The 21,604-nt window shown below is 68.6% G+C and carries 20 protein-coding genes and 1 CRISPR repeat array; of the genes, 6 read left to right on the top strand and 14 right to left on the bottom strand.

Annotation, left to right across the window (positions count from 1 at the left end; translation table 11 throughout):
• Positions 1 to 4 precede the first annotated feature (4 nt).
• The 7 genes from cas6e to BVI061214_RS09455 are packed head-to-tail and all read right to left on the bottom strand — an operon-like array spanning position 5 to position 8,192.
• Positions 5 to 640, bottom strand: a complete 636-nt coding sequence (cas6e, locus tag BVI061214_RS09485) for a type I-E CRISPR-associated protein Cas6/Cse3/CasE (protein WP_053768181.1) — start codon at positions 638 to 640, stop codon at positions 5 to 7.
• Positions 630 to 1,301, bottom strand: a complete 672-nt coding sequence (cas5e, locus tag BVI061214_RS09480; protein ID WP_053768180.1) for a type I-E CRISPR-associated protein Cas5/CasD — start codon at positions 1,299 to 1,301, stop codon at positions 630 to 632. The genes cas6e and cas5e overlap by 11 nt, the downstream gene beginning before the upstream one ends.
• Position 1,302: 1 nt before the next feature.
• Positions 1,303 to 2,418 carry a type I-E CRISPR-associated protein Cas7/Cse4/CasC gene (gene cas7e, locus BVI061214_RS09475; protein WP_053768179.1) on the bottom strand — a complete coding sequence of 372 codons (1,116 nt, stop codon included), beginning with the start codon at positions 2,416 to 2,418 and terminating at the stop codon, positions 1,303 to 1,305.
• Positions 2,415 to 2,915: a type I-E CRISPR-associated protein Cse2/CasB gene (gene casB, locus BVI061214_RS09470; protein WP_053768178.1), complete on the bottom strand. Its 501-nt coding sequence runs from the start codon at positions 2,913 to 2,915 to the stop codon at positions 2,415 to 2,417. The genes cas7e and casB overlap by 4 nt, the downstream gene beginning before the upstream one ends.
• Positions 2,912 to 4,384: a type I-E CRISPR-associated protein Cse1/CasA gene (gene casA / locus BVI061214_RS09465; RefSeq protein ID WP_053768177.1), complete on the bottom strand. Its 1,473-nt coding sequence runs from the start codon at positions 4,382 to 4,384 to the stop codon at positions 2,912 to 2,914. The genes casB and casA overlap by 4 nt, the downstream gene beginning before the upstream one ends.
• 44 nt (positions 4,385 to 4,428) lie before the next feature.
• A complete protein-coding gene (locus tag BVI061214_RS09460) occupies positions 4,429 to 7,206 on the bottom strand; it encodes a CRISPR-associated helicase/endonuclease Cas3 (RefSeq protein ID WP_053768176.1) in 2,778 nt (925 codons plus the stop codon).
• On the bottom strand, positions 7,203 to 8,192 hold the full coding sequence (locus tag BVI061214_RS09455) for a helix-turn-helix transcriptional regulator (RefSeq protein WP_053768175.1): 990 nt from the start codon (positions 8,190 to 8,192) through the stop codon (positions 7,203 to 7,205). The genes BVI061214_RS09460 and BVI061214_RS09455 overlap by 4 nt, the downstream gene beginning before the upstream one ends.
• A gap of 283 nt (positions 8,193 to 8,475) precedes the next feature.
• A CRISPR array of direct repeats spans positions 8,476 to 10,028; the repeat unit is 29 nt; unit sequence GTAGTCCCCACGCACGTGGGGATGGCCCG.
• A gap of 189 nt (positions 10,029 to 10,217) precedes the next feature.
• Here BVI061214_RS09455 and BVI061214_RS09450 point away from each other — a divergent pair.
• From BVI061214_RS09450 to paaZ, 6 genes are read left to right on the top strand one after another with little or no spacing between them, the layout of a single operon-like run.
• On the top strand, positions 10,218 to 10,802 hold the full coding sequence (locus BVI061214_RS09450) for a TetR/AcrR family transcriptional regulator (RefSeq protein ID WP_003045462.1): 585 nt from the start codon (positions 10,218 to 10,220) through the stop codon (positions 10,800 to 10,802).
• Complete coding sequence (gene paaA / locus BVI061214_RS09445) at positions 10,789 to 11,760, top strand: 1,2-phenylacetyl-CoA epoxidase subunit PaaA (protein WP_053768174.1); 972 nt, start codon at positions 10,789 to 10,791, stop codon at positions 11,758 to 11,760. The genes BVI061214_RS09450 and paaA overlap by 14 nt, the downstream gene beginning before the upstream one ends.
• A 9-nt stretch (positions 11,761 to 11,769) precedes the next feature.
• Positions 11,770 to 12,291, top strand: a complete 522-nt coding sequence (locus tag BVI061214_RS09440) for a phenylacetic acid degradation protein (RefSeq protein WP_053768173.1) — start codon at positions 11,770 to 11,772, stop codon at positions 12,289 to 12,291.
• Positions 12,284 to 13,042: a 1,2-phenylacetyl-CoA epoxidase subunit PaaC gene (gene paaC / locus BVI061214_RS09435; protein ID WP_053768172.1), complete on the top strand. Its 759-nt coding sequence runs from the start codon at positions 12,284 to 12,286 to the stop codon at positions 13,040 to 13,042. The genes BVI061214_RS09440 and paaC overlap by 8 nt, the downstream gene beginning before the upstream one ends.
• Positions 13,036 to 13,491 (top strand): 1,2-phenylacetyl-CoA epoxidase subunit PaaD, encoded by a 456-nt coding sequence (gene paaD, locus BVI061214_RS09430; RefSeq protein ID WP_053768171.1) that lies wholly within the window; start codon positions 13,036 to 13,038, stop codon positions 13,489 to 13,491. The genes paaC and paaD overlap by 7 nt, the downstream gene beginning before the upstream one ends.
• Positions 13,492 to 13,499: 8 nt before the next feature.
• Positions 13,500 to 15,491: a phenylacetic acid degradation bifunctional protein PaaZ gene (gene paaZ, locus BVI061214_RS09425; RefSeq protein ID WP_053768170.1), complete on the top strand. Its 1,992-nt coding sequence runs from the start codon at positions 13,500 to 13,502 to the stop codon at positions 15,489 to 15,491.
• Here paaZ and BVI061214_RS09420 read toward each other — a convergent pair.
• Genes BVI061214_RS09420 through BVI061214_RS09390 form a run of 7 tightly spaced genes read right to left on the bottom strand, consistent with a single transcriptional unit; the run spans position 15,463 to position 21,602 of the window.
• The gene (locus tag BVI061214_RS09420; protein ID WP_053768169.1) at positions 15,463 to 15,981 is read right to left on the bottom strand and encodes a thioredoxin family protein; all 519 of its coding nucleotides are present in this window, start codon (positions 15,979 to 15,981) and stop codon (positions 15,463 to 15,465) included. The genes paaZ and BVI061214_RS09420 overlap by 29 nt on opposite strands.
• A 15-nt stretch (positions 15,982 to 15,996) precedes the next feature.
• A complete protein-coding gene (locus tag BVI061214_RS09415; RefSeq protein WP_053768168.1) occupies positions 15,997 to 16,458 on the bottom strand; it encodes a thioesterase family protein in 462 nt (153 codons plus the stop codon).
• A gap of 3 nt (positions 16,459 to 16,461) precedes the next feature.
• A complete protein-coding gene (locus BVI061214_RS09410; RefSeq protein WP_156303250.1) occupies positions 16,462 to 17,799 on the bottom strand; it encodes a phenylacetate--CoA ligase family protein in 1,338 nt (445 codons plus the stop codon).
• Positions 17,796 to 18,164, bottom strand: a complete 369-nt coding sequence (paaI, locus tag BVI061214_RS09405; protein ID WP_003045478.1) for a hydroxyphenylacetyl-CoA thioesterase PaaI — start codon at positions 18,162 to 18,164, stop codon at positions 17,796 to 17,798. The genes BVI061214_RS09410 and paaI overlap by 4 nt, the downstream gene beginning before the upstream one ends.
• The gene (locus tag BVI061214_RS09400; RefSeq protein WP_003045481.1) at positions 18,161 to 18,877 is read right to left on the bottom strand and encodes an ABC transporter ATP-binding protein; all 717 of its coding nucleotides are present in this window, start codon (positions 18,875 to 18,877) and stop codon (positions 18,161 to 18,163) included. Before BVI061214_RS09400 ends, paaI begins: the two co-directional genes overlap by 4 nt.
• Positions 18,877 to 20,625 carry a branched-chain amino acid ABC transporter ATP-binding protein/permease gene (locus BVI061214_RS09395; protein ID WP_053768167.1) on the bottom strand — a complete coding sequence of 583 codons (1,749 nt, stop codon included), beginning with the start codon at positions 20,623 to 20,625 and terminating at the stop codon, positions 18,877 to 18,879. Before BVI061214_RS09395 ends, BVI061214_RS09400 begins: the two co-directional genes overlap by 1 nt.
• Positions 20,625 to 21,602, bottom strand: a complete 978-nt coding sequence (locus tag BVI061214_RS09390) for a branched-chain amino acid ABC transporter permease (RefSeq protein WP_053768166.1) — start codon at positions 21,600 to 21,602, stop codon at positions 20,625 to 20,627. Before BVI061214_RS09390 ends, BVI061214_RS09395 begins: the two co-directional genes overlap by 1 nt.
• Positions 21,603 to 21,604: the final 2 nt, after the last annotated feature.

The raw sequence follows: 21,604 nt of genomic DNA, 5'->3' as shown, positions 1-21,604 counted from the left end.
CCTCCTAGGGAGCGAGGGAGAGGAGGCCGAGGCCGAGGGCCTTGCCGGGGCCTATGCCCTGCTTCAGGGTGGCCTGCGCCTTCCCCGGGTCCACCACCTCGAGGCGCCCCTCAAAGAGCACCGCTTGGACCTGGAGAAGCCTCCCCTCGCCCCCTTCCCCTTTGCCGCGGCGGGCTTCTAGAAAGGTGTCCTGAAGGATGCGGACCAGGGGTCCCTGCTCCCCCTCAAGAAGGCGGAAACCTCCCTCCAGAAGCCGCCTCTCCAGCCAGGCGACCTTCTCCGCCGGGGTCTTCAAGGCCACCCGCTTCCCCGTGGCCGCAAGGCGCTTGGCGGGGTTGGCCCGCAGGCGGAAGCGGAGGCGCTGTCCAGGGTGGAGGGCTGGCTCAAAGGGCTTCGGGGGGAAGACCTCGGCGTACCCCTCCTCCAGCACGCTCCAGTCGGGCTCGGTGAGGGTCTGCACCAGGACCACGGGAGGCTCCAGGCCCCGGGTGGGCTCCAGGCGCCAAAGAAGCCGCTCCCTTCCTTCCTTAAGGGCCTCGGACACCGCCTTGGAGAGGGTGCGGTGCATCTCGTAGGGGTTGGCCAGGTCCCGTCGGGCCGCCTTGGAGGCCGGGTTTAGCACCAGCTTGCTAACCCACATGGGCCACCTCCCACCTTGGGGGGCCTTCCGGAACCGCTTCTTGGGGAAGCACCTCCTCCCGCACATACCGGGCGGCGAAGCGGCGCTCGCTAAAGGGCCCCGAGGGCTGGTCGTAGACCAGGCGGCCCTCCCCGGCTTCCAGGACCAGGAGAAGTTCCCCCTGAGGCCTTCCCCTCCCCAGGTAGGGGTAGGCCTTCAGGGCCTCCACCAAGGGGGCCTCGAGGAAGCCGTCGGGCAGGTAGGGCGGGGGGCTTGGCACGTAGCCCTTGCGGCCCAAGTAAAGGGGGAAGCGGGGGCGCTTCAGGGCGCTATGGAGCTCGCGAAGGAACCCCCCGTCCCCCTCGAGGCCCACCAGGAAGGCGGCGTCGGAGAGGAAGTACCGCCAGCTCTGCACGTCCCGCTTGGCCTTGAGGTCGGCGGCGAGGACGCCCTGAGCCGTCTGGTAGTCCACCCGGAGCACCCCCTTCCGGTCCACCCGCACCCCCATGCGGAGGGCGGCCAGGTCGGAGATGTCCTCCCTCCGGTCCCGGCCCAAGGCAGCGGCCAGAAGGCCCACTACCCCGCTTTTCGTGGGGTAGGGCCAGGTGTCCCGGTGGTCAAAGCGGCTCCGGGTGCCCCAGGACTGCAGGGGGCCTTGGAGCCTAAGGAGGAGGGTAGCCACGCTACACCTCCAGAAGCGCCCTCACGGCCTCCGCCACCTTCTCCTTGAGGGCCTTCAGGTCCCCTAACCGGGGAAGCCCGTCCCCCTGCGCTTCCGTGAGGTCCAGGGCCCCCTTCCACTCGGGGCTCAAGGGCCCATACACCCGGTCAAACCTGGCCCACTCCTCCATCAGGGCCTCCGCCGAAAGGCGGGAAAGGGGCGCGTCTTCCCTGGGCCGGATGGGCCGCTCAAAGGCCGTGGCCAGGTTCCGGGGCATCCCCTCCCCGGCCCGAAAGGCCACGAAGAGGGGCGGGTTGTGGGCGGCGAAGCTGTTCTGCTTGCCCGAGGGCAGGGTGAGGGCGAAGGCCTCGAGGAAGGCCAGGGCCCCCTTGAGGGCCAGCTCCTTGTCCCCCTGGAGGTTTTCCAGGAGCTTTTCCAGGTCCACCACGGCGTAGCGGTAGAGGGTAGCGGAGTAAAACTCCACGTCCCCCATCATCCCCGCCCCGGTCTCCTCCTTGGGGTTCAGGTCGTCCACGGCGGTGTAAAAGTCAAACTCCCGGTCCACCTTGTGGGTGGAGAGGGCGTGGGCTACCTGGGCTGCGGCGTCCTTCCCGAGCTCGGGCCGGTCCGCCAGCATCCGGCCAAAAAGGGCCAGGTCCACGGCCTTACCCCCGTCCAGGACCCGCTCCAGGGCCTTTTTGAGCTCGTCAGGGACCTCCGCCTTTTTCTTGCCCTTCACCTCCCCGGAGAGGGCCTCGAGGTTCTCCCGGATGCCCTGGGCCAAAGCGTCCAGCTCACGGTTGCCTAGGAAAAACAGGTACTCCGTCCGCCCCTCCTTCACCCCAAAGCCCAGGGCATTCAAGGCGTTTTCCACGGCTCGGCGGGCAAGCTCCTCCTTCACGTCCTCAAGCCTGCGGAGAAGCTCCTCCACAAGCCGCTTGGTCCGCACCGCCCGCTCCTCCTCGGAAAGGAGGGGCCAGTCCTTGAAGGCCACCCGCACCGCCCGCTTCTGGGCCTGGCTAGAGATCCTGGCCCGGCGGAAGCCCCCAAAGAGGGCGTCCTTGGGGCTTCCCGTGTCGTCCCGGTTCAGGTTGCTGGGAGCCACCGTCTGCAGGATGTGCACTTCCAAAAGCTTCATGCCTCCACCTCCTTCTCCTTCTCTTCCTCCGAGGCCTCGGTTCCGTAAAACTCCCTGGCCCAGCGAGCCTGGACCCGCCGCTCTGGGGAAAACCAACCGAGGAGGTCATCCAAAAGCCGGGCGAAGTCCAGCCCCTCCCCAACAAGCCCCACCGCCTGGCGCAGGCGGAAGGCGATCTGGTCCCGGTCAGCGTCCAAAAGCGCCAGGAAACGCTTCTCCACGCTATCGGACTCCTGGGCTTTCTCCCTTAAGGCCCGGGCCAGGGTGCGCCCCTTCTGGTGGGCACCGTCTTTAAGGGCGTAGAGGGCCGCCACCAGGTAGTGGGCCTCCCGCTTCCAGCCCTCCTCCCTGACAAAGGGCTCCACGTAGGGCATGGCCTTGGGGTAGGCCCCCGGGGGAAAGGCCAGGCTCCGCCTCAGGGCCGCCCGCGCCGGTGTCCAGGCCCTTTTTCCCTTCAAGGCCTCCAGCCACTCCAGAAACCGCTCTCCTTGGCTCACTTCACCACCTCCTTCAGCTCACCCAGAAGGCGCCCAAGAACCCGCTCCCCCTCGGCCACGGCCTTGAGGTGCCTGGCCTCGGTGCCCAGGAAAAGGCGGGTGGCCGCCCAGGCTTCCAGAGCGGCCCTCTTAAGGGCCTCCTGCCATAGCCCAAGCGCCTCCCCTTCCCCCACACGGGCGAGAAAGCCAGGGAAGGCGCCGTCCAGAGCGTGCCAGTAAAGCCGCCCCAGGGGGAGGGAGCGGGCGAAGTCGGTGAGCTCCTTGCGGTCCCGCTCGCCCACCACCGCCCGGGCCACTTGGAGGGCCAAGCCCTGTAAACCCCGCCCCAGCTCCTCGGCATCCTTCAGGGCCTTCTCCAGCTTCCCCTCCGCCTCCGGGCATAGAAGACCGGGCGGCAGAGGGTAGACCTCCCGGCGCACGTCCAGGACCTTGGCCTGGTCCGAGACCTGGCCCAACACCCTCAAGGCCACCCTGGCCTCTTCGCCCCCATCCTCGAGCTCTCCCTGTAGGTTCTCGGCGTGCTCCACGGTGGCGGCCACTTTGCCCCCCTGCCTGGGGAGCATGGCGGAGAAGTCCCGCCAGAAACTCCTGTCCTCGGAAAGGCGAAGGGCCGCCAGGTTGCCTCTGCTATCTAGGCGCTGGGCCACCATGGGGTCCCGGTAAGTGGCCTCTAGGGGCTCCACCCCGGGGCCGTACCCCATGAAGCGCACCCCGCCCCCCTCGTCCAGGAGGCGCACCCCCCGGGTGGGCCAGGTGTAGACCCGGGTCCGGCCGGCAATGGGCCATTTGGTCCTGCCGCCCTCGAGGTCGGCGAGCCTCAAAGGAGGCACCTCCCAGATGGGGGCGTCCTCCTCCGGGGTGTAGGGCACAAGGTTGAGGAGCAGGGTTTCCAGGAGGTTCCCCCCGGTGGGCAGGAAAAGGGCGGGGCGGGCCACAGGGGCGTCCTTGGCCGAGGCCACCCCAAAGCGGCGGAGAAGCCCACCGAGGGCAAAGGTCTGGTGCACCAGGAGCGCCCGGGCGGCCTGGGCGTAGGCGACTTTGGGGACGTTTTCCTCGGTGGTGTGGTCAAAGAGGGTGGGGTTGTTGCCGCTTGCGAGCTCGGGGAGGAGCTTGCTCCAGGGGAGGGCGTTCTCCTCCGGGAGGTCCGCCACCTGAAAGAAGGGGGTCTTGGGGTGGAAGAGGAAGAACCTGTCAGCAAAGCGGTCCAGGTAGTTCGTCAGGGGCCCCTCGGGGAAACGGCCCGCCCGCCACCAGTCCAGGACGTCCTCCAGGCGGCGGGGGCCCATAAGGGCCCGGTGGAGCACCGCCAGGAGAAGGCGGTGCAGGGCGGCCTCCTCCAGAGGCGAAGGGGTTTCTATGCGGGTAATGTTGTGGGCCTGGAGGAGGGCCTCTCTAAGCCCCACCTCCTCCACCCTCCCTTCCCTGAGCACGGGGATCCAGGGTTCCTCCAGAAGCGAAAACTTCTTCATGCTCCTCCCTTTATACCTCCTCTTCCCGACAACCCCTGTCGGGTTTAAACCTCCTTGTAGACCACACCCAGCTCTGGGTCCAGGTCCACTTGGAAGGCGCTTTTCTTTAGCGCGAAGACGCTTCCCACCTCTAAGGGCCTAAGGCCCCATAGGAGGCCGCTTCTTTTCCAGGGGCTGGGCGGGTCCTGCCCGAGGAGGGTTTGGGGTATGGGGTAGCGGGAAAGCCGCACCGCCCGCCGGAAGAGGGCCTCGGCCTCCTCCCGGGAGACCTCCCCCTTCAGGGGCGCCCTCCGCCGCCCCTCCCGGTCCAGGAAAAGCCCCTCACCCACCCGGAAGAGGGGCACCACGGCCACGCTGGGGTCCCCCAGGCGGGTGAGGAGGCGCTGGGTCTCCGCCTTCTCCTCATCGTCCTCGAGACGCTCCTGGGCCACCAAAGCGCCTTCGTCCCAGTAGGCCAGGAGGCGGGCTGGGTCCCTCAGGGAGAGGGCCCTGGCGGTCTCAGCCTCTTTGGCCCGGCGCTTTTTGAGGCTCTCCAGGCTCTTCCGGGCCCGCTCCAAAAGGTCGGCGGGGAACTCGCCGGGGTCCTCTTTGGGGACCCCTTCCCCTAGATGAACCGCCTCCTCGTAGACCGCCTCCAGGAGGGGCTCCAGGTCCTGGGGGAGCCGGAAGGAAAGCCGCCCCTCGAGGGCCCTCCAGGTGGCCAGCAGAACGAAATCTTCATAGACGGCGTCCCAGTAAAGGGGTTCGCCGAAGTCTAGGCCCTCCGGCACGCCCAAGAGGAGGCGGGGGAAGGCGTGTTTTTCAGGCCGGGACCGCCCGTGGCGGTGAAGCCTGCCGGCCCGCTGGAAAACCAGGTCCACAGGGGCCAGGTCGGTATAGAGGAGGTCAAAGTCCAGGTCCAGGCTCTGCTCCGCCACCTGGGTGGCCACCAGGATGGCCCGTTCGGGCCTGGGCCCCTCCTTGCCGAAGAGGGCCACGATGACCCCTTCCCTGAGGGCCCGCTCCTCGGCGGGGAAGCGGGCGTGGAGGAGGAAGACCAGGGTGCCATCGTCCAGGACCTTCCCCACCACCTCGCCCCCACGCTCGGGCAAGGTCCCAAGCACCTCCTCCCAGGCCTTCCCGCCCGAAACCCCTCCCAGGCGGCGCGCCAGCCCTTCCAGGGTGAGCGCTTCCCCCTTCCCCAGGGCCTGGTAGAGGGCCTGGGCCCGGTCCACGGTGTTCACAATGGCCCCAAGGGCCCCGGGGAGGGCTTCCTTCAGGGCCTTTGCCACCTCCTCCACCCCCACGGGGACCCGCTCGAGGGCCAGTTCCACTTCCCGGGCGGGGGATAAGGAGGCGCAGCGCACGGCTTCTCCCTCCACCACCACCACCCGGGGGTAGGCCCCCAGGTCCTGGGTCACCTCCCCACCCGCCCAGGCCGAAAGGAGCTCCCGCCGCCTCGAGGGGGGCAGTGTGGCGGTCATGACGATGGCGCTGGAGCCCAGGGCCTTGAGCCACCTGAGGAGCGAGAGGAGAAGCCCCGAGGTGTAAACGTCGTAGGCGTGGACCTCGTCCAGGACCACCACCCGGTTCATGAGGCCCCAAAGGCGGATGAAGTGGTGCTTGACCCGCAGGACCCCCAACAGGGCCTGGTCCAGGGTGCCCACCCCGTTAGGGGCCAGCATGGCCCGCTTGCGGGCGGAAAACCAGGCCGAGGCCACGGCACCCCCTTCTTCCCCCTCGTCCCACACTTGGGCGGGGTTGGCCCGCTCCAGGAGCTCGGCGTAGCGGGGGTTGAGGAGGGCGGTGCCGTGCTGGAGCTGGACCTCGGGCTTTTCAAGGATCTGCTCTAAAAAAGCCTGGACCCTGGGAAAGAGACCGTTGGCCGTGGCCTGGGTGGGCAGGCCCACGTAAAGCCCCCGGTGGTAAAGGCTCTGTTGCAGAAGGTGGTGGGCGAAGAGGGCGGCCTCGGTCTTCCCCATGCCCATGGGGGCCTCCACCAAGACCAAGACGGGCTCCTTGGGGCTTCCCAGAACCTGGGGAAGCGTGGCCTGAAGAGGGTTGGGTGGAAAAGGGAAAAGCTCCTGGAAGTCCCGCCTTTCGGGAAGGTGGAAGGGCCTCCAGCCAAGCCGCTCCAGGGCCTCGGCGGCGAGGTCTTGGGCCTCGCCGTAGTAATCCGGGGCAAGCGGGTCCCGTCCGTAAGGGAAAAAACCGGGGTCCGAGGCCACCCAGTCGGCGAAGGAGGCCAGGGCCATGACCCGAAGCACGGCCTCGGGCCTGGCCTCCCCGCCTTCCAGCTCGGGGAGCCGGGCCCCAAGCTTTTGGAACAGCTCCTCCAGAAGCCAACTTCGGACCTCCCACCAAAGGGGGTCTTCCTGTTTGAGCTGGCGACGGGCGGCTTTCTTCTCCTCGGGGCTTGCCAAGAAGCCGTGGTGGGCCCCGAGGGCGGCGGCGAGGTCGTTGGCCGCACGCTCGGGGAGCCCCTTCTCCTTAAGGAGCCGCTTCAGGAGGAGCTCCGTGAAGACCCCGTGGGCCACCCACTCCAGGCCCTCCTTCAGGGGTAGGCCCGCCGCCTGCACCCGCCTCGCCCCCTCCTCCCAGGCCGCCTGGAAGACGGGGCTCGCCTTGCCCAGATCGTGGAGGCCCACGAGGAGGGCCACCCAGGCCACAGCCTCCTCCACGGAAAGCCCCCAGTCCTCCGCGTAGAGGGCCAGGGTCCGGAAAGGCTCGCGGAAGAGCACCGCCTGGGCCACCGCCGCCGTGTCCAGCATGTGGGCGAGGAGGGGGTGGAAGGGATCGCCGCTTTTAGCCCACAGGGCTAGGGCTGCCTTTTCTGCGCTCATGCGCCCACCTTAAGCGGGGTTCCCGACACCTCATGTCGGGTTCCGTAGAGCTCCAAGAGCCGCTTTGCTTCCTCTAGCCAGAGGTGCCGGAGCTCCGGGGGGCTCAGCACCTCCACCCGGGGACCGAAGCTTTGGATCCAGGCCAGCACCTCGTAGGGCACCCCGTCCTTGAAGGGAGCGGCCTCGAGGCGGGCGAGGAGGCTCCCGTCGGGAAGCTCCGCCTCGAGGTGGAGGCCCGGGTAGTCCCCCTCCAGAACCCGCCAGGCCGCTTCAGGGGCGAAGCGGAGGCGCACTTCCACCCCCTTCTCCCGCACCCCCACCACCCCCCAGGCCTGGCGCAGGTAGGTCCTAGGGTCAAAGTCCTGGGGGATCTCGTAGGTCTCGTCCAGGAGGCGGGCGTTGCGCATCCGGGAGAGCTTAAAGGTGTGGACCGCCTTGTGGAAGGACCGCTCGTAGCCGATGGCGTAGAGGCCGAGGTTGGTGCGGTTCGCTTCCAGGAAGTAGACCAGAAGCTCCTTGGGCCGCCAGTTTTTGGAGCCGCCCGAGCGGTACTCAAAGGCCAACACCCTTCGCTCCAGAAGGGCCCGGGCCACGAGCTCCAAGGTGCGGCTATCCCCGTTTCGGGCCTCCAGACCCTCTGCGCTCTTCAGAAGGAGTTCCCGAAGCGGTTGGGGCAGGGCGCGGGCGAGCTTCTCCAGGGCGCTGCGGTACTGGCGGGTCGGGGCCTGGTGGTAGATGAGCCTCCCGGCAGCGAAGAGGGCCAGGGCCTCTATGGGGTGGAGGGGAGGGGGAAGGTCCCGGATAACGTAGACTCCCCGGCGGAGGCGCTCCACAGGCTGGCCGAGGGCTTTGAGGGCCTCGAGGTCCCGCTCCACGGTGCGCTCGCTCACGCCGAAGCGCCGCGCGAGCTCCGTCACCCGGTAGGGCCGGAGCTTCAGGAGGTCGGCCAGCGCAAGCAGTCGGGCGCTCTTGGCCTCCTGTCCCATGGAAAAAGCTTAAGTGCACTCCCCTCAGACTTGCAACTCCACTCCTTCAGAAGTCCTTCAGAGCCCGGACCACCGCCCTCTTAGGCTCTTGAAGGCTCGCGGGACTGTTAAAGCCGGCTTCCAGGGTTGCCGTGCCAAGCCTGACCATGCTAGGCTAGAGGTAGCCTCTTCTTTCCTCAGACCTACGCCTCGAGGCTGTGGAGCTTGACAAGCTTACCTGCACTATCTCCCGGAAAGACACATAACGGGGGGCGAGAGGGTATTTTTGCCGTCCTGGTCAAGTGTAGTCCCCACGCACGTGGGGATGGCCCGGGGGGCTCGCCACTCAGGCCCGCTAAATCTCCGTAGTCCCCACGCACGTGGGGATGGCCCTGTAGGAGGTGGAAGATGCGCAGGATTTTGGTGGTAGTCCCCACGCACGTGGGGATGGCCCGGAGTTCAGGAAGCAACTGGCCGAACTCCAGGAGTAGTCCCCACGCACGTGGGGATGGCCCGGAGAAGCGTGCTCTTCCCGTGCTGCGGCGGAGGTAGTCCCCACGCACGTGGGGATGGCCCGTTGCCGTAGTCCAGGGGCGTGCCCCGGGTGGAGTAGTCCCCACGCACGTGGGGATGGCCCGGTATCCTCGTCTTCTTGGACGATGGGGTACCCGTAGTCCCCACGCACGTGGGGATGGCCCGACGGCGTGGGCCTTCAAGCTGACGAGCTTCTTGTAGTCCCCACGCACGTGGGGATGGCCCGAGGCACTTCCCCTAGACGCTTCTTCTCCCCCGTAGTCCCCACGCACGTGGGGATGGCCCGTGGGGCGTGGCGGACCCTGGGGCCCTCTTCGCGTAGTCCCCACGCACGTGGGGATGGCCCGTCAACACTCGTCGCGGCCAACGCGCGAATCACGTAGTCCCCACGCACGTGGGGATGGCCCGTTCCTTGTTTTGTCTCCAAAGGACTACGCCGCGTAGTCCCCACGCACGTGGGGATGGCCCGGCCGCCCGGAAGGCCGGGGTGTGGCCCAAGCGGTAGTCCCCACGCACGTGGGGATGGCCCGACCTCAGAGAGAGGCATCCCCCGAGCGTGCCGTAGTCCCCACGCACGTGGGGATGGCCCGTGCTCCGGGAACTGGGGTTTTACATGCCCAAGTAGTCCCCACGCACGTGGGGATGGCCCGCGGGCCGAAGCCTGGCGGGGCCTCTATGAGGGGTAGTCCCCACGCACGTGGGGATGGCCCGTTCGGAGACGTCCCGGTCGTGGTGGGTGCCCCGTAGTCCCCACGCACGTGGGGATGGCCCGGCCTTGTGGGAGCCCTTTGGCCATGCCGTCCACGTAGTCCCCACGCACGTGGGGATGGCCCGCCCCCCGACTTCTCCCAGGGCTTTGAGCAGGGGTAGTCCCCACGCACGTGGGGATGGCCCGTAGCTCGTAAAGTCCGGCCAGGGCATCGGGGTGTAGTCCCCACGCACGTGGGGATGGCCCGGCCTCCTGGTCCCCGAAGCGCTCAGGGTCCAGTAGTCCCCACGCACGTGGGGATGGCCCGGCCCGCAGGAAGGCCAGCATCTTCGGGGAGGCGTAGTCCCCACACCCGTGGGGATGGCCCCAGTACGAGGCCGCCCAGCGCCAATACGAGGAAGTAGTCCCCACACCCGTGGGGATGGCCCGGTTTTCGTGGCCACTAGCGATCGTTCTCTCCATGTAGTCCCCACACCCGTGGGGATGGCCCGCACGTGGAGGTGGCCAAGCGCCTCCAGGAAAGCGTAGTCCCCACGCACGTGGGGATGGCCCGACGTGCGCCTCCTTACCCGGGAAGAGGCCGCCGTAGTCCCCACGCACGTGGGGATGGCCCGGAGGGCCAGCCTCAGCCTGAGCCTCGGGAGGGGATGGCCCGTAGCGCATAGCACCTCTTGGGCTGGGTGGGAGCCTCCCCCAGCCAGCCTTCCCACCCCCTGCCGGCGCCGGGGCCAGGCCCTGGAGTGTGAGGCGGGACACTTGTCCCTTACCTCCGGACGTGCTAACCTAACAAGCGATCGTTAGGTATGGACCGCCGCAGCCAAATCCTCCAGATGGCCGGGCACCTCTTCAGCCAGCGGGGCTACCACGCCACCAGCATCCGGGACCTGGCCAAGGCCCTGAACCTCCAGGGGGGAAGCCTCTACGCCCACATTGCCTCCAAGGAGGAGCTCCTTTTAGAGGTGGTGCGCCAGGCGGCGGCCCGCTTCCAGGAGGTCCTAAACAGCCTGCCCCAGGCGGGGCCCAAGGAGAAGATGGTGGCCCTGGTGAAGGGCCACCTCAGGGTCATCGCCGAGGAGCTTCCCCGGGCCACGGTCTTCTTCCACGAGTGGAAGCACCTCTCCCCTCCCCTCCTAAAGGAGGCCAAGGCTCTAAGGGACCGGTACGAGGAGGGGGTGCAGCGGGTCATCGCCGAGGGGGTGGAAAAGGGGGTCTTCCGGGTGGCGAACCTCCGGCTGGCCACCCTCTTCGTCCTCTCGGCCCTCAACTGGACCTACCAGTGGTACCGGCCCGAGGGGCCCATGTCCCTGGAAGAGCTCGCGGAAGCCTACGCCCAGATGGTGCTCAAAGCCCTTGGGGCTGAGGAAGGAGGCGAGGATGGTGAGGCTTAGGATCGGCTACCCGGAGGACCCCGACTACCAGGAGCGCCTGGAGGAGTTTGAGGCCAGGATCGCCCGGGGGGAGAAGATTGAACCCGGGGACTGGATGCCGGCCGAGTACCGGCGCCAGCTCATCCGCATGATCTCCCAGCACGCCCACAGCGAGTGGGTGGGGATGCTCCCCGAAGGGGCCTGGATCACCCGGGCCCCCTCCCTGAGGCGGAAGCTCATCCTCCTGGCCAAGGTCCAGGACGAGGCCGGGCACGGCCAGTACCTCTACCACGCCGCCGAGACCCTGGGCATCACCCGGGAGGAGATGGTGGAGGCCCTGCTTTCCGGCAAGGCCAAGTACTCCAACATCTTCAACTACCCCACCCTCACCTGGGCCGATGTGGGCATCATCGGCTGGCTGGTGGACGGGATGGCCATCAAGAACCAGACCATGCTGGCCCAGTGCTCCTACGGCCCCTACTCCCGGGCCATGGTGCGCATCTGCGCCGAGGAGACCTTCCACCACAAGCAGGGGAAGGAGGCCGTCCTCCTCTACGCCAGGGGGAGCAGGAAGCAGAGGCAGATGGTCCAGGACGCCCTGAACCGCTGGTGGTGGCCCACCCTGATGATGGCCGGGCCCCACGACTCGGAATCCCCCCACACCCCCCTTCTCCTCCGCTGGGGCATCAAGACCAAGACCAACGACCAAATCCGCCAGGAGTTCTTAAACGAGCACGTTCCCGAGCTCCTGGAGGCGGGGCTCACCCCCCCTGACCCCGACCTCCGCTACGACGAGAAGACGGGGAACTGGATCCACGGCCCCATCCCCTGGGACGAGTTCTGGAAGGTGATCGGCGGCGAGGGCCCCATGAACCGCCACCGCCTCGAGGCCAGGAGGCGGGCCCACGAGGAGGGGCGCTGGGTGCGGGAGGCCCTCGAGGCCCACGCCAAGAGGCGCCTGGCCCAGGCCGCCGACTAGGAGGAGGCCATGTGGGGAACCGAGTGGCCCCGGTGGGAGGTCATCAAGCAGGACACGGAGAAGAGCCTGCCCCAGATGGTGGGCTCGGTCCACGCCGCCGACCCCGAGCACGCCCTCCTCGTGGCCCGGCACGTCTTCGTGAGGCGGCCCTCCGCCTACGCCCTCTTCGTGGCCCCGGCCGAGGCCTTCTTCCACGTGACCCGGGAGGCCCTCAAAGACCCCAAGGCCCTGGAGGTGCCCGAGGGGGAGGAGGAGGCCTACTGGGTCTTCGCCAAAAGGAGCCACCGCCGGAGCATGGTCTACGGGGACCTGGTGGGCCGCTTCCTGGCCAAGAGCCCGGGGGAGGCGGTGAAGGAAGCCCTGCTCCAGACCCAGGGGGTGGCCTTCTGGGCCGTGCCGGAGAGGGTCATCGTGGGCACGGAGCCCAAGGCCGAGGTCATAGAGAGCTGGTTCGCCCCCGCCAAGGACAAGACCTACCGGCTGCAGTCCTACTACGGCCTCATCACCGCCAAGGAGGTGGAGGATGCTTGACCCCTACCTGAAGGAGGCCCTGGTGGGGAAGCTCACTGCCCTGGCCGACGACGAGGTGGTCCTGGCCCAGAGGCTTTCCGAGTGGGTGGCCCACGCCCCCATCCTGGAGGAGGACATCGCCATCGCCAACCTGGCCCAGGACGAGCTGGGCCACGCCAAGCTCTACCTGGAGCTGAGGCAGGAGCTGGACGGCAGCGACCCCGACCAGGTGGTCTTCTTGAGGGACCCCCTGGACTACGGGAACGCCGTCTTGGTGGAGCTTCCCCGGGGAGACTGGGCCTTCACCATGGTGCGGCAGTACCTCTTTGATGCCTACGAGGGGCTTTGGCTCCGGGAGGCCGCTTCCTCCCGCTACGCCCCCCTGGCCGAGGTGGCGGCCCGGATCCTAAAAGAGGAGCGCTTCCACCTCCGGCATTCGTCCTTGTGGGTGGAAAGGCTCGCCCTGGGGACCGAGGAGTCCCACCGTAGGGCCCAGGCGGCCCTGGACCTCCTCTTCCCCTACGCCCGCCAGCTCTTCCGCCCCCTGGAGGGGGAGGAGGCCTTGGTGGAGGCGGGGTTCGTGCCGGACCTAAAGGCCCTGGAAGGCCCCTACCTGGAGGAGGTGGGAAGCTTCCTGAAGGGGGTGGGGCTCAAGGTGCCCGAGGGCGGGTACGTGCCCAAAAGCCGCCGGGAGCACACGGAATACCTGTGGTCCCTCTTGGCCGAGATGCAGTCCGTGGCCCGCTGGGACCGGGAGGCCAAGGCGTGGTAGAACGCTACTTTGAGGCCTTAAAGGGCGTCAAAGACCCGGAGATCCCCGTCCTCAACATCGTGGAGATGGGGATGGTGCTGGGCCTCGAGGCCGAAGGGGATAGGGTCCGGGTCCGCTTCCGCCCCACTTTCTCGGGCTGCCCCGCCTTGGCCCTCATCCGGGAGGAGATCCGAAGGGCCCTGGAAGAGGCGGGAGCCAAGGAGGTGGAGGTGGTGGAGGAAAGGACCCCCTGGACCACCGAGCCCATGACCGAGGAGGCCAAGGAGAAGCTTCGCGCCTACGGCGTGGCCCCGCCCCTCCCCCTCCCCATGGCCCACCAGGACCCCCCCTGCCCCCGGTGTGGGAGCCGGAGGGTGGCCCTCAAAAACCCCTTCGGGGCCACGCTGTGCAAGATGCTCTACCAGTGCCAGGCCTGCGGGGAGGTCTTTGAGGCCTTTAAGACGGTCTAGGAGAAGGCATGCGCAAGCTGCAGAGCTACCTGATGGGCGCCTGGCATGAGGGCGCCGGGGAAGGCATGGCCATCCGGGACGCGGTCACGGGAGAGGAGCTTTACCGGGTGACCTCGGAGGGGCTTCCCCTGAAGGAGGCCGTGGCCTGGGGCCGGGAGGTGGGGGGAAAGGCCCTTCTTGCCCTGGGCTTCCAGGAGCGGGGAAGGCGGCTTAGGGCCCTGGCCCAGCACCTCTCCGAGCGGAAGGAGGAGCTTTACCGCCTCTACGCCACCACCGGCGGTACCCGGCGGGACGCCTGGTACGACGTGGACGGGGGGATCGGGGTGCTTTTCACCTACAGCTCCCTGGCCCGCGCCCTCCCCGAGGGGAACCTGCTGCCCGAGGACGAGTACATCCCCCTCTCCAAGGACCTCTCCTTCCAGGGGCGGCACGCCCTGGTGCCCAAGGGGGGGATTACCCTCCAGATCAACGCCTTCAACTTTCCGGTCTGGGGCCTTCTGGAAAAGTTTGCCCCCGCCTTCCTGGCGGGGGTGCCCACCCTGGCCAAGCCCGCCACGCCCACGGCCCACGTGGCCGAGGGGCTCGTGCGCCTCATGCTGGACTCGGGGCTTCTTCCTGAAGGGAGCCTGCAGTTCGTGGCCGGGGGGCTCGGGGAGGCCCTCGAGGCCCTGGACCACCGGGACAGCGTCTACTTCACGGGCTCCAAGGCCACCGCCGACCGCCTGCGCCTCTACCCCGCCTTCCAGAGGGGGGCTCTTTTCAACGCCGAGACCGACTCCCTAAACGCCGCCATCCTGGGCGAAGAGGCGGGGGAGGAGGAGCTGGAGCGCCTCGCCGAGGAGATCGCCCAGGAGCTCGCCATCAAGACGGGCCAGCGGTGCACGGCCATCAGGCGGGTCCTGGCGCCGGAAAAGAAGCTCACGGCGCTTCTGGAGGCCACCCAGGCCCACCTAGCCCCCCTCCGCCTGGGCGACCCCAGGGAGGAGGGGGTGGACCTGGGCCCCCTGGCCTCCCTGGCCCAGAAGGAGGAGGTGGAGCGGGCGGTGGCGGCGCTCCTTCAGGCGGGGGCCAGGGTCTACTGGGCCCACCCCGGGAGGCGGGATGGGACCTTCTTCCCGCCCACGCTCCTCCTGGCCGAGGACCCCTGGGCCGAGGCCCTCCACCGGATTGAGCCCTTCGGCCCCGTGGCCACCTTCTTCCCCTACCGCACCAAGGAGGAGGCCCTGAGGCTCGCCCGGCTGGGCGGGGGCATGCTGGCGGCCACCCTGGCCACGCCGGACCCCGGGGAGGCCCGCTTCTTCCTCCTGGGCCTCGGGGGCGAGGTGGGCCGGCTCCACCTCCTGAACCGGCGGGACGCCAAGACCTCCACCGGCCACGGCTCCCCCCTGCCCCGCCTCCTCCACGGCGGGCCGGGGCGGGCGGGGGGCGGGCTGGAGCTGGGGGGGCTCCTCTCCGTCAAGGCCCACCTGGCCCGCGTTGCCCTCCAGGGGGACCCCGAGACCCTCCAGGCCCTTCTTTTGGAGTACGCCAAGGGGGGCGAGCGCCCCGCGGAGGTCCACCCCTTCCGCAAGTACTACGAGGAGCTCCAGGTGGGCGAGACCCTCATCACCCACCGCCGCACGGTCACCGAGGCCGACATCGCCCTCTTCTCCGCCCTCTCCTGGGACCACTTCTACGCCCACACCGACGAACTCGCCGCCCGGGAGAGCCTCTTCGGCAAGCGGGTGGCCCACGGCTACTTCGTCCTCTCCGCCGCCGCCGGGCTCTTCGTGGACCCGGCCCCGGGGCCGGTCCTGGCCAACTACGGCCTCGAGGGCCTCCGCTTCACCGAGCCTGTGGCCGCCGGGGACACCATCCAGGCCCGCCTCACCGTCAAGGGCAAGCGTCCTAGGGACGAGAAGAGCGGCGTGGTGGAGTGGGCGGTGGAGGTGCAAAACCAGGAGGGCAAGGTAGTGGCCGCCTACACCATCCTCACCCTGGTGGCCCGGAAGCCCTCCTGAGGAGGCGGGCCCACTCCTCCCGGATGGCCTTGGCCATCCGGGGAAAGGTCCGGTGGTAGGCGGCGAGGAGGGCCCTTTTCTCCTCCCGGCTTGCCGGCGCGCCTTCCGCAAGCCGGGCGCGGAAAAAGGCCCGGGCCTCCTCCGGGGGGCCGTGCCAGCGGGCGAGCTCCTTTAGCTTCCGGTCCAGGAAGACCAGGGTGAGCACGATGCGCTTCTCCCCAAGCCTATAGGCTTCGCGAAGGTCCGGGTTCTCGTCCCGGAAGAAGAAGCGGGCCCGCTCCCCGGCGGCCTTGGCCAGAACGGGCGCGGCCTGGTGGCAGTCGGGGCACCAGTCCTCCACCAGGGCCAGGACCCAGGCCACCTCCTCCGGCAGGGGCTCGGGAGGGGCGGCCTCGAGGAAGGCCAGGAGGAGGGAGGCGTGGCGGCTTCGCTCCAGGAGCTGGGTGAAGGTCATGCCCTGGGCGAGGCGGGTCTGGAGGGCCGGGGCCATATCATGTGCTTTTGTTCACGATTCTCCAAGCTTGCGCTTTTCGTCTCCACTAGCCGCACCCTGCCGAAAGGCCTCCCACCGCGCGCGAAGCCTGGCGAAAAGGGCCTCCACCTTGGCCTTGGGCAGGATCACCTGCTCCGTCCGCCCCCGGCCCAAAAGGTCCCCCAGCTCGTTGTAGGCCTCCATGACGGCGTGGACCCGGTTCCCCTCGGTGCGCTCGTGGCGAGCGATGATCCGCACTCGCATGCCGGGCAGGGCCGAGGCCAGGTGGCGCACCTCCACGTAGCTCCCGATCCCCTCCTCCCCCTCTTCCAGAAAGGGCAGGATGATCTTCCGCCCCGCCAGCTCCATGTGCTTGGCCATCCAGTAGGTGGCGTACACGGGGTGGACCGGCCCCAGCTCCTCAAAGTCCACGGTCATGGCCTCGGTGACCACGGTCTCAAAGACCGCCTCATAGCCGATGGGGATGGGGCGCATGGCCTACTTCCTCAGGTCCAGGACCCGCCTCAGCTTGCCCCCCTCGCTCCTCGGGGCCTGGCCCGGGGCCAGGAGGGTCACCCGCATGCTGACCCCGATGGTGTCCTTGATCTTGTGGGCCACCTTCTCCCTTAGGGCGTGCAGGCGGTGGTCCGCCTCAATGACCTCGTCGGAGAGGGCCTTCTCGCCGATCTCCCGGAAGAACTCCTCGGAGACCTCCACCTTGAGCTCGGCCTCGTCCAGGGTGCCCTCCCGGCGCACCACGATCTGGTAGTAGGGGACCACCTCGGGGATCCCCAGGAGGACCGCCTCCACCTGGGTGGGGTAGACGTTGACCCCGCGGATGATGAGCATGTCGTCGGTGCGGCCCAGGATGGGCCCCATGCGCACGTGGGTGCGGCCGCAGGCGCAGGGCTCGTAGGTGAGGAAGGTCAGGTCCCCGGTCCAGTAGCGGAGAAGGGGCATGGCCTCCTTGGTGAGGTTGGTGAGGACCAGAACCCCCACCTTGCCCTCGGGAAGGGGTTCCCCGGTGTCCGGGTCCACCACCTCGGGGAGGAAGTGGTCCTCCCAGATGTGGCTTCCCTGCCGCTCCTCCACGCACTCGTTGGCCACCCCGGGGCCGATGATCTCGGAAAGCCCGTAGATGTTGGTGCTCCTCACCCCAAGCCCCTCGTCCACCTGCTTCCTGATGGCCTCGGTCCAGGGCTCGGCCCCCAGGACAGCGTACTCCAGGGAAAGCGCTTCCGGGGAAACCCCCCGCTTCCTGAACGCCTCGGCCAGGGTCTGGGCGTAGGAGGGGGTGCAGGAGATGACCTCCGGGCGGAAGTCCTGGATCAGCATGACCTGGCGCTCCGTCATCCCTCCGGAGACCGGCACCACCGTCATCCCCAAGGCCTCGGCCCCGCCGTGGAGGCCAAGCCCGCCGGTGAAGAGGCCGTAGCCGTAGGCGTTGTGGAGCATCATCCCCGGCCTGGCCCCCGCCGCCGCCAGGGAGCGGGCCACCACCTCGGCGAAGACCTGGAGGTCTTTTTTGGTGTAGCCCACCACCGTGGGTTTCCCCGTGGTGCCGCTACTGGCGTGGATCCGGGCCACCTCCTCCCGGGGCACGGCGAAGAGGCCGAAGGGGTAGTTTTCCCGCAGGTGGTCCTTCCTGGTAAAGGGGAGCTTGTGGAGGTCCTTAAGCCCGCCAAAGGCCTTGGGGTCCACCCCCGCCTCGTCCAGGCGCTGGCGGTAGAAGGGCACCCGCTCGTACACGTAGCCCACCACGAAGCGGAGCCTTTCGTCCTGAAGCTTCTCTAGCCTTTCCCGGGAAAGGGTTTCCAACTCGGGCTGGAAGATCATGCCGCCTCACCTCCTAAGCGAAAGACCGTGCCGATGAAAAGGGCCACCTTCTTGCCCTCGGCCACCACCTCCACCTCGTAGGTGGCCGTGCGGCGGGAGAGGTTCACCTCCTTGGCCCTGGCCTCCACCCTGGCCCCCAGGGCCAGGGGCCGGAAATAGTCCATGCGGCAGGAGAGGGCCACGGCGGGGCCCCGGGAGTTGGAGGCCAGGGCGAAGGCGCTATCCGCCAGGGCGTAGAGGAAGCCCCCGTGGGCGGTGCCGTGCAGGTTCAGGTGGGCCTCCCCCACCTCCCCCGCCACCACCGCCTCCCCCGGGGCCAGGTGGAGAACGGCAAAGCCCAGGTGCGCCATGAAGGGGTCTTTCATCCCTCCTCCGCCGTCCCCAGGTAGGCCTCCACCACCCGGGGGTCTTCCCGAAGCGCCGCCGCCGGGCCCGAGAGGACCATCTCCCCCGCCTCCATGACCAAGCCCCGGTCGGCCAGCTCCAGGGCCACCTTGGCGTTCTGCTCCACCACCAAGAGGGTGGTCCCCTCCCCCTTGAGCCCGGAGAGGATGCGGTAGATCTCCCGCACCATGAGGGGGGCGAGGCCCAAGGAGGGCTCGTCCAGAAGGAGGAGCCTGGGCCTGGCCATGAGGGCCCGGCCCAGGGCCAGCATCTGCTGCTCGCCGCCGGAGAGGGTGCCTGCGGGCTGCCGACGCCTTTCTAAAAGCCTGGGGAAGAGGGCGTAGATCCGCTCCAGGTCAGGCCTCAGGTTCTCCCGCCTGCGGAAGCGGGTGAAGCCCCCGAGGAGGAGGTTGTCCTCCACGGAGAGGCCGGGAAAGAGGGCCCGCCCCTCGGGGACCAGGACCACCCCTCGGGCCAGGAGGCCCTCAGGGGTTCGGGAAGGAACCTGGGCCCCGTCCAGAACAACCCGCCCCTCGGCGCGGGCGAGGCCGAGAAGCCCCCGGAGGAGGCTCGTCTTCCCCGCCCCGTTGGGGCCGATGACCGCCAGGGCCTCCCCTTCCTTAAGGGCGAAGGAGACGCCCCGCACCGCCTCGAGGGGGCCGTAGCGCACCGAGAGGTTTTCCACGAGAAGCATCAGGCCACCTCCCCCAGGTAGGCCGCCCGCACCAGGGGGTCCTTCTGCACCTCTTTGGGCGTGCCCTCGGCGATCTTCTCCCCGTAGTTCATGACCACCACCCGGTCCGCCAGGCCCATGATCAGGTCCATGTCGTGGTCCACGATGAGGATGGAGTAGCCCTCGCGGGCCAAGGACTTGAGGAGGTGGGCCAGCTCCCGCTTCTCCCCCGCCCTAAGGCCCGCCCCCGGCTCGTCCAGGAGGAGGACCGAGGCCCCCGAGGCCAGGGCGCGGGCGATCTCCAGGAGGCGTTGCTGGCCTGCAGGAAGCCTCTCCGCCTTCTCCAGGGCCAAGCTCTCCAGGCCCACGCGCTTGAGGGCCCGGTAGGCGGTGGCCAGGGCCCGCGCCTCTTCTTTCCGGTGGAGGCCCAGGAGGACCTGGAGGAAGCCCGCCCGGGTGCGGGCGTAGGTCCCTAGGGCCACGTTCTCCAGGACGGAAAGCTCGGGGAAGAGGTGGGGGTGCTGGAAGGTGCGGGCCAGGCCCAGGGGGTGGATGCGGTGGGGGGGAAGGCCGGTGATGGGCCGGCCCAGGAGGCGCACCTCGCCCGCGTCCGGGGGGATGGCCCCGGTGATGAGGTTGAAGGTGGTGGTCTTCCCCGCCCCGTTGGGGCCGATGAGGGCCAGGATCTCCCCCCGTCTGAGCCTTAAGGACACGCCGTTGACGGCGAGGAGCCCCCCGAAGGCCTTCCTGAGCCCCTGGGCCTCGAGGACCACCTGGCCCTCCCCGCCCAGAAGGGGCCTTTCGGGTAGGGGCGCTTCCCGGGGCAGGCGGCCCTCCCGCCGGGGGAGGTAGCGCGCCAAGAGGGGCCAGAGGCCTCTTGGGGCCAGGATCAGGATGGCGGCCAGGATGAGGCCATAGGCGATGGTCTCGTAGTTGCCCTGCCGCCCCAGGAGGAGGGGGAGGAGGTCCTTAAGCCAGTCCTCCAGGCCGGTAAAGAGGGCCGCCCCCAGGAGGACCCCGGGGATGGCCCCCACCCCCCCGGCCACGGCCATGACCAGGTACTTGATGGAGGCCTCGAGGGAAAAGGGCGTGGGATTCACGAAGCGGAGGAAGTGGGCGTAGAGGAAGCCCGCAAGCCCCGCCAGAAAACCGGAGAGGAGAAAGGCCTTAAGCCGCAAAGCCGCCGGGTCCACGCCGAAGCTGGCGGCGGCTAGGGCATCCCCCCTCAGGGCGAGAAGGGCCCGGCCCAGGCGGCTTTCCCGGAGGTTATGGAGGGCGAGGACGAGGAGGGCGAGGAGAAAGAGGCTTAGGAAGGCGTAGCGGAAGGCGCTGTCCAGGGGGAGGCCGAAGAGGACCAGGGGGGGTAGGTCGGTGAGCCCCGTGTGCCCCCCGGTGAGCCCCACCAGGTTCCCCGCCAGGATGTAGAGGGCCACCTGCCAGGCGATGGTGGAAAGGGGCAGGAAGTGGCCCTTAAGCCGCACCGTGAGCCCCCCCAGGACCAGGGCCAGAACGAGGGCGAGGCCCAGGCCCAAAAGGAGGCCGAGCCACGGGGAATACCCCCCCTTGACCGTCAGGAGGGCCGTGGCGTAGGCCCCCATGCCCATGAAGGCCGCCTGGGCAAAGCTGGTCATCCCCCCAAGCCCCGTGAGGACGTAGAGGGAAAGGGCCACCAAAGCGGCGATGGCGAAGAAGTTGAGGAGGGTCAGGTAGAAGGGAAAGGGGGAAAGGAGAAGGGGAAGCAGAAGGAGGGAAAACCACAGGTAGCGCATCACTCCTCCACCGCCCGGGCCTTCAGGCTCTGGAAGAAGAGGGCCGGCACCAACAGCAGGAAGACCAGGGCCTCCTTGTAGGCGCTGGCGTAGAAGCTGGTGAAGCTCTCAAAGAGGCCCACCAGAAGGGCCCCCAAGAAGGCCACCGGGTAGCTCAAAAGCCCCCCCAGGATGGCGGCCACGAAGCCCTTTAGGCCCAGCATGAAGCCCATGAAGTAGGCGGCGTTGATGAGGGGGGCGAGGAGAAGCCCGGAGACCGCCGCCAGAAAGCTGGCGATGGCAAAGGCTACCATCCCCGCCTCCTCCGGCCGGATGCCCAGAAGCCTGGCCCCCAGGCGGTTCTCCGCCGCCGCCAAAAGGGCCTTGCCGAAGAGGGAGAAGCGGAAGAAGAGGTAGAGGGCCACCACGGCGCTCAGGGCGAAGAGGAGGACCAGGACCCCCTGCCAGGAAAGCCCCACCGTGACCTCCCCCGAAAGGAGCGGGGCCGGGCGGTACTGCTCCGGGCCGAAGAAGACGAGGCCCAGGCCCTGGTAGGCCACGTGGAGCCCCACGGCCATGATGAGGTAGGCCAGCACCGTGGCCTCCCGCATGGGCTGGAAGAAGACCCGGTAGGTGGCGAGCCCCAGGTAGACCACGAGGAGGATGGCCGCCGGGTAGGCCAGGAGGGGAAGCTTCAGCCCCAGGAGGGCGAGAAGGAAGAGAAGGGCCCCCAGGCCCAGGGGCCAAAGGCTCCCCCGCCCCCGGGAGAGGAGGGCCCAGAGGAGGCCCAGGGCCAAGGCCAGCCACAGGGTCCCGGGAAGCTTACCCCCATGGAGCCACACCAGGGAAAGGGGGGCGAACATGAGGAGCTCCCCGATGGGCACCAGGATCACCCGGGTCACGGCGAAGACCAGGACCAGGGCCAGGGCCAGGAGGCCGTAGACCACCCCGTTCTGCAGGGCATCCAGGAGGAGGAAGCCGAGGATGGTGGCGTCCATGG

Source organism: Thermus aquaticus (assembly GCF_001280255.1).
Lineage (GTDB): Bacteria > Deinococcota > Deinococci > Deinococcales > Thermaceae > Thermus > Thermus aquaticus.
Note: the sequence above shows the minus strand (reverse complement) of the source record. Positions and strands in the feature narration are given on the sequence as shown.

What these genes read in the sequence shown, in the direction of transcription:
- BVI061214_RS09420 (WP_053768169.1), bottom strand. Translation starts at nt 15,981, where the DNA reads ATGGCCCCGGCCCTCCAGACCCGCCTCGCCCAGGGCATGACCTTCACC.
- BVI061214_RS09410 (WP_156303250.1), bottom strand. Translation starts at nt 17,799, where the DNA reads ATGATCTTCCAGCCCGAGTTGGAAACCCTTTCCCGGGAAAGGCTAGAG.
- BVI061214_RS09395 (WP_053768167.1), bottom strand. Translation starts at nt 20,625, where the DNA reads ATGCGCTACCTGTGGTTTTCCCTCCTTCTGCTTCCCCTTCTCCTTTCC.
- BVI061214_RS09400 (WP_003045481.1), bottom strand. Translation starts at nt 18,877, where the DNA reads ATGCTTCTCGTGGAAAACCTCTCGGTGCGCTACGGCCCCCTCGAGGCG.
- BVI061214_RS09455 (WP_053768175.1), bottom strand. Translation starts at nt 8,192, where the DNA reads ATGGGACAGGAGGCCAAGAGCGCCCGACTGCTTGCGCTGGCCGACCTC.
- BVI061214_RS09390 (WP_053768166.1), bottom strand. Translation starts at nt 21,602, where the DNA reads ATGGACGCCACCATCCTCGGCTTCCTCCTCCTGGATGCCCTGCAGAAC.
- casA (WP_053768177.1), bottom strand. Translation starts at nt 4,384, where the DNA reads ATGAAGAAGTTTTCGCTTCTGGAGGAACCCTGGATCCCCGTGCTCAGG.
- paaC (WP_053768172.1), top strand. Translation starts at nt 12,284, where the DNA reads ATGCTTGACCCCTACCTGAAGGAGGCCCTGGTGGGGAAGCTCACTGCC.
- paaZ (WP_053768170.1), top strand. Translation starts at nt 13,500, where the DNA reads ATGCGCAAGCTGCAGAGCTACCTGATGGGCGCCTGGCATGAGGGCGCC.
- paaA (WP_053768174.1), top strand. Translation starts at nt 10,789, where the DNA reads ATGGTGAGGCTTAGGATCGGCTACCCGGAGGACCCCGACTACCAGGAG.
- BVI061214_RS09415 (WP_053768168.1), bottom strand. Translation starts at nt 16,458, where the DNA reads ATGCGCCCCATCCCCATCGGCTATGAGGCGGTCTTTGAGACCGTGGTC.
- cas7e (WP_053768179.1), bottom strand. Translation starts at nt 2,418, where the DNA reads ATGAAGCTTTTGGAAGTGCACATCCTGCAGACGGTGGCTCCCAGCAAC.
- BVI061214_RS09460 (WP_053768176.1), bottom strand. Translation starts at nt 7,206, where the DNA reads ATGAGCGCAGAAAAGGCAGCCCTAGCCCTGTGGGCTAAAAGCGGCGAT.
- cas6e (WP_053768181.1), bottom strand. Translation starts at nt 640, where the DNA reads ATGTGGGTTAGCAAGCTGGTGCTAAACCCGGCCTCCAAGGCGGCCCGA.
- paaI (WP_003045478.1), bottom strand. Translation starts at nt 18,164, where the DNA reads ATGAAAGACCCCTTCATGGCGCACCTGGGCTTTGCCGTTCTCCACCTG.
- BVI061214_RS09450 (WP_003045462.1), top strand. Translation starts at nt 10,218, where the DNA reads ATGGACCGCCGCAGCCAAATCCTCCAGATGGCCGGGCACCTCTTCAGC.
- BVI061214_RS09440 (WP_053768173.1), top strand. Translation starts at nt 11,770, where the DNA reads ATGTGGGGAACCGAGTGGCCCCGGTGGGAGGTCATCAAGCAGGACACG.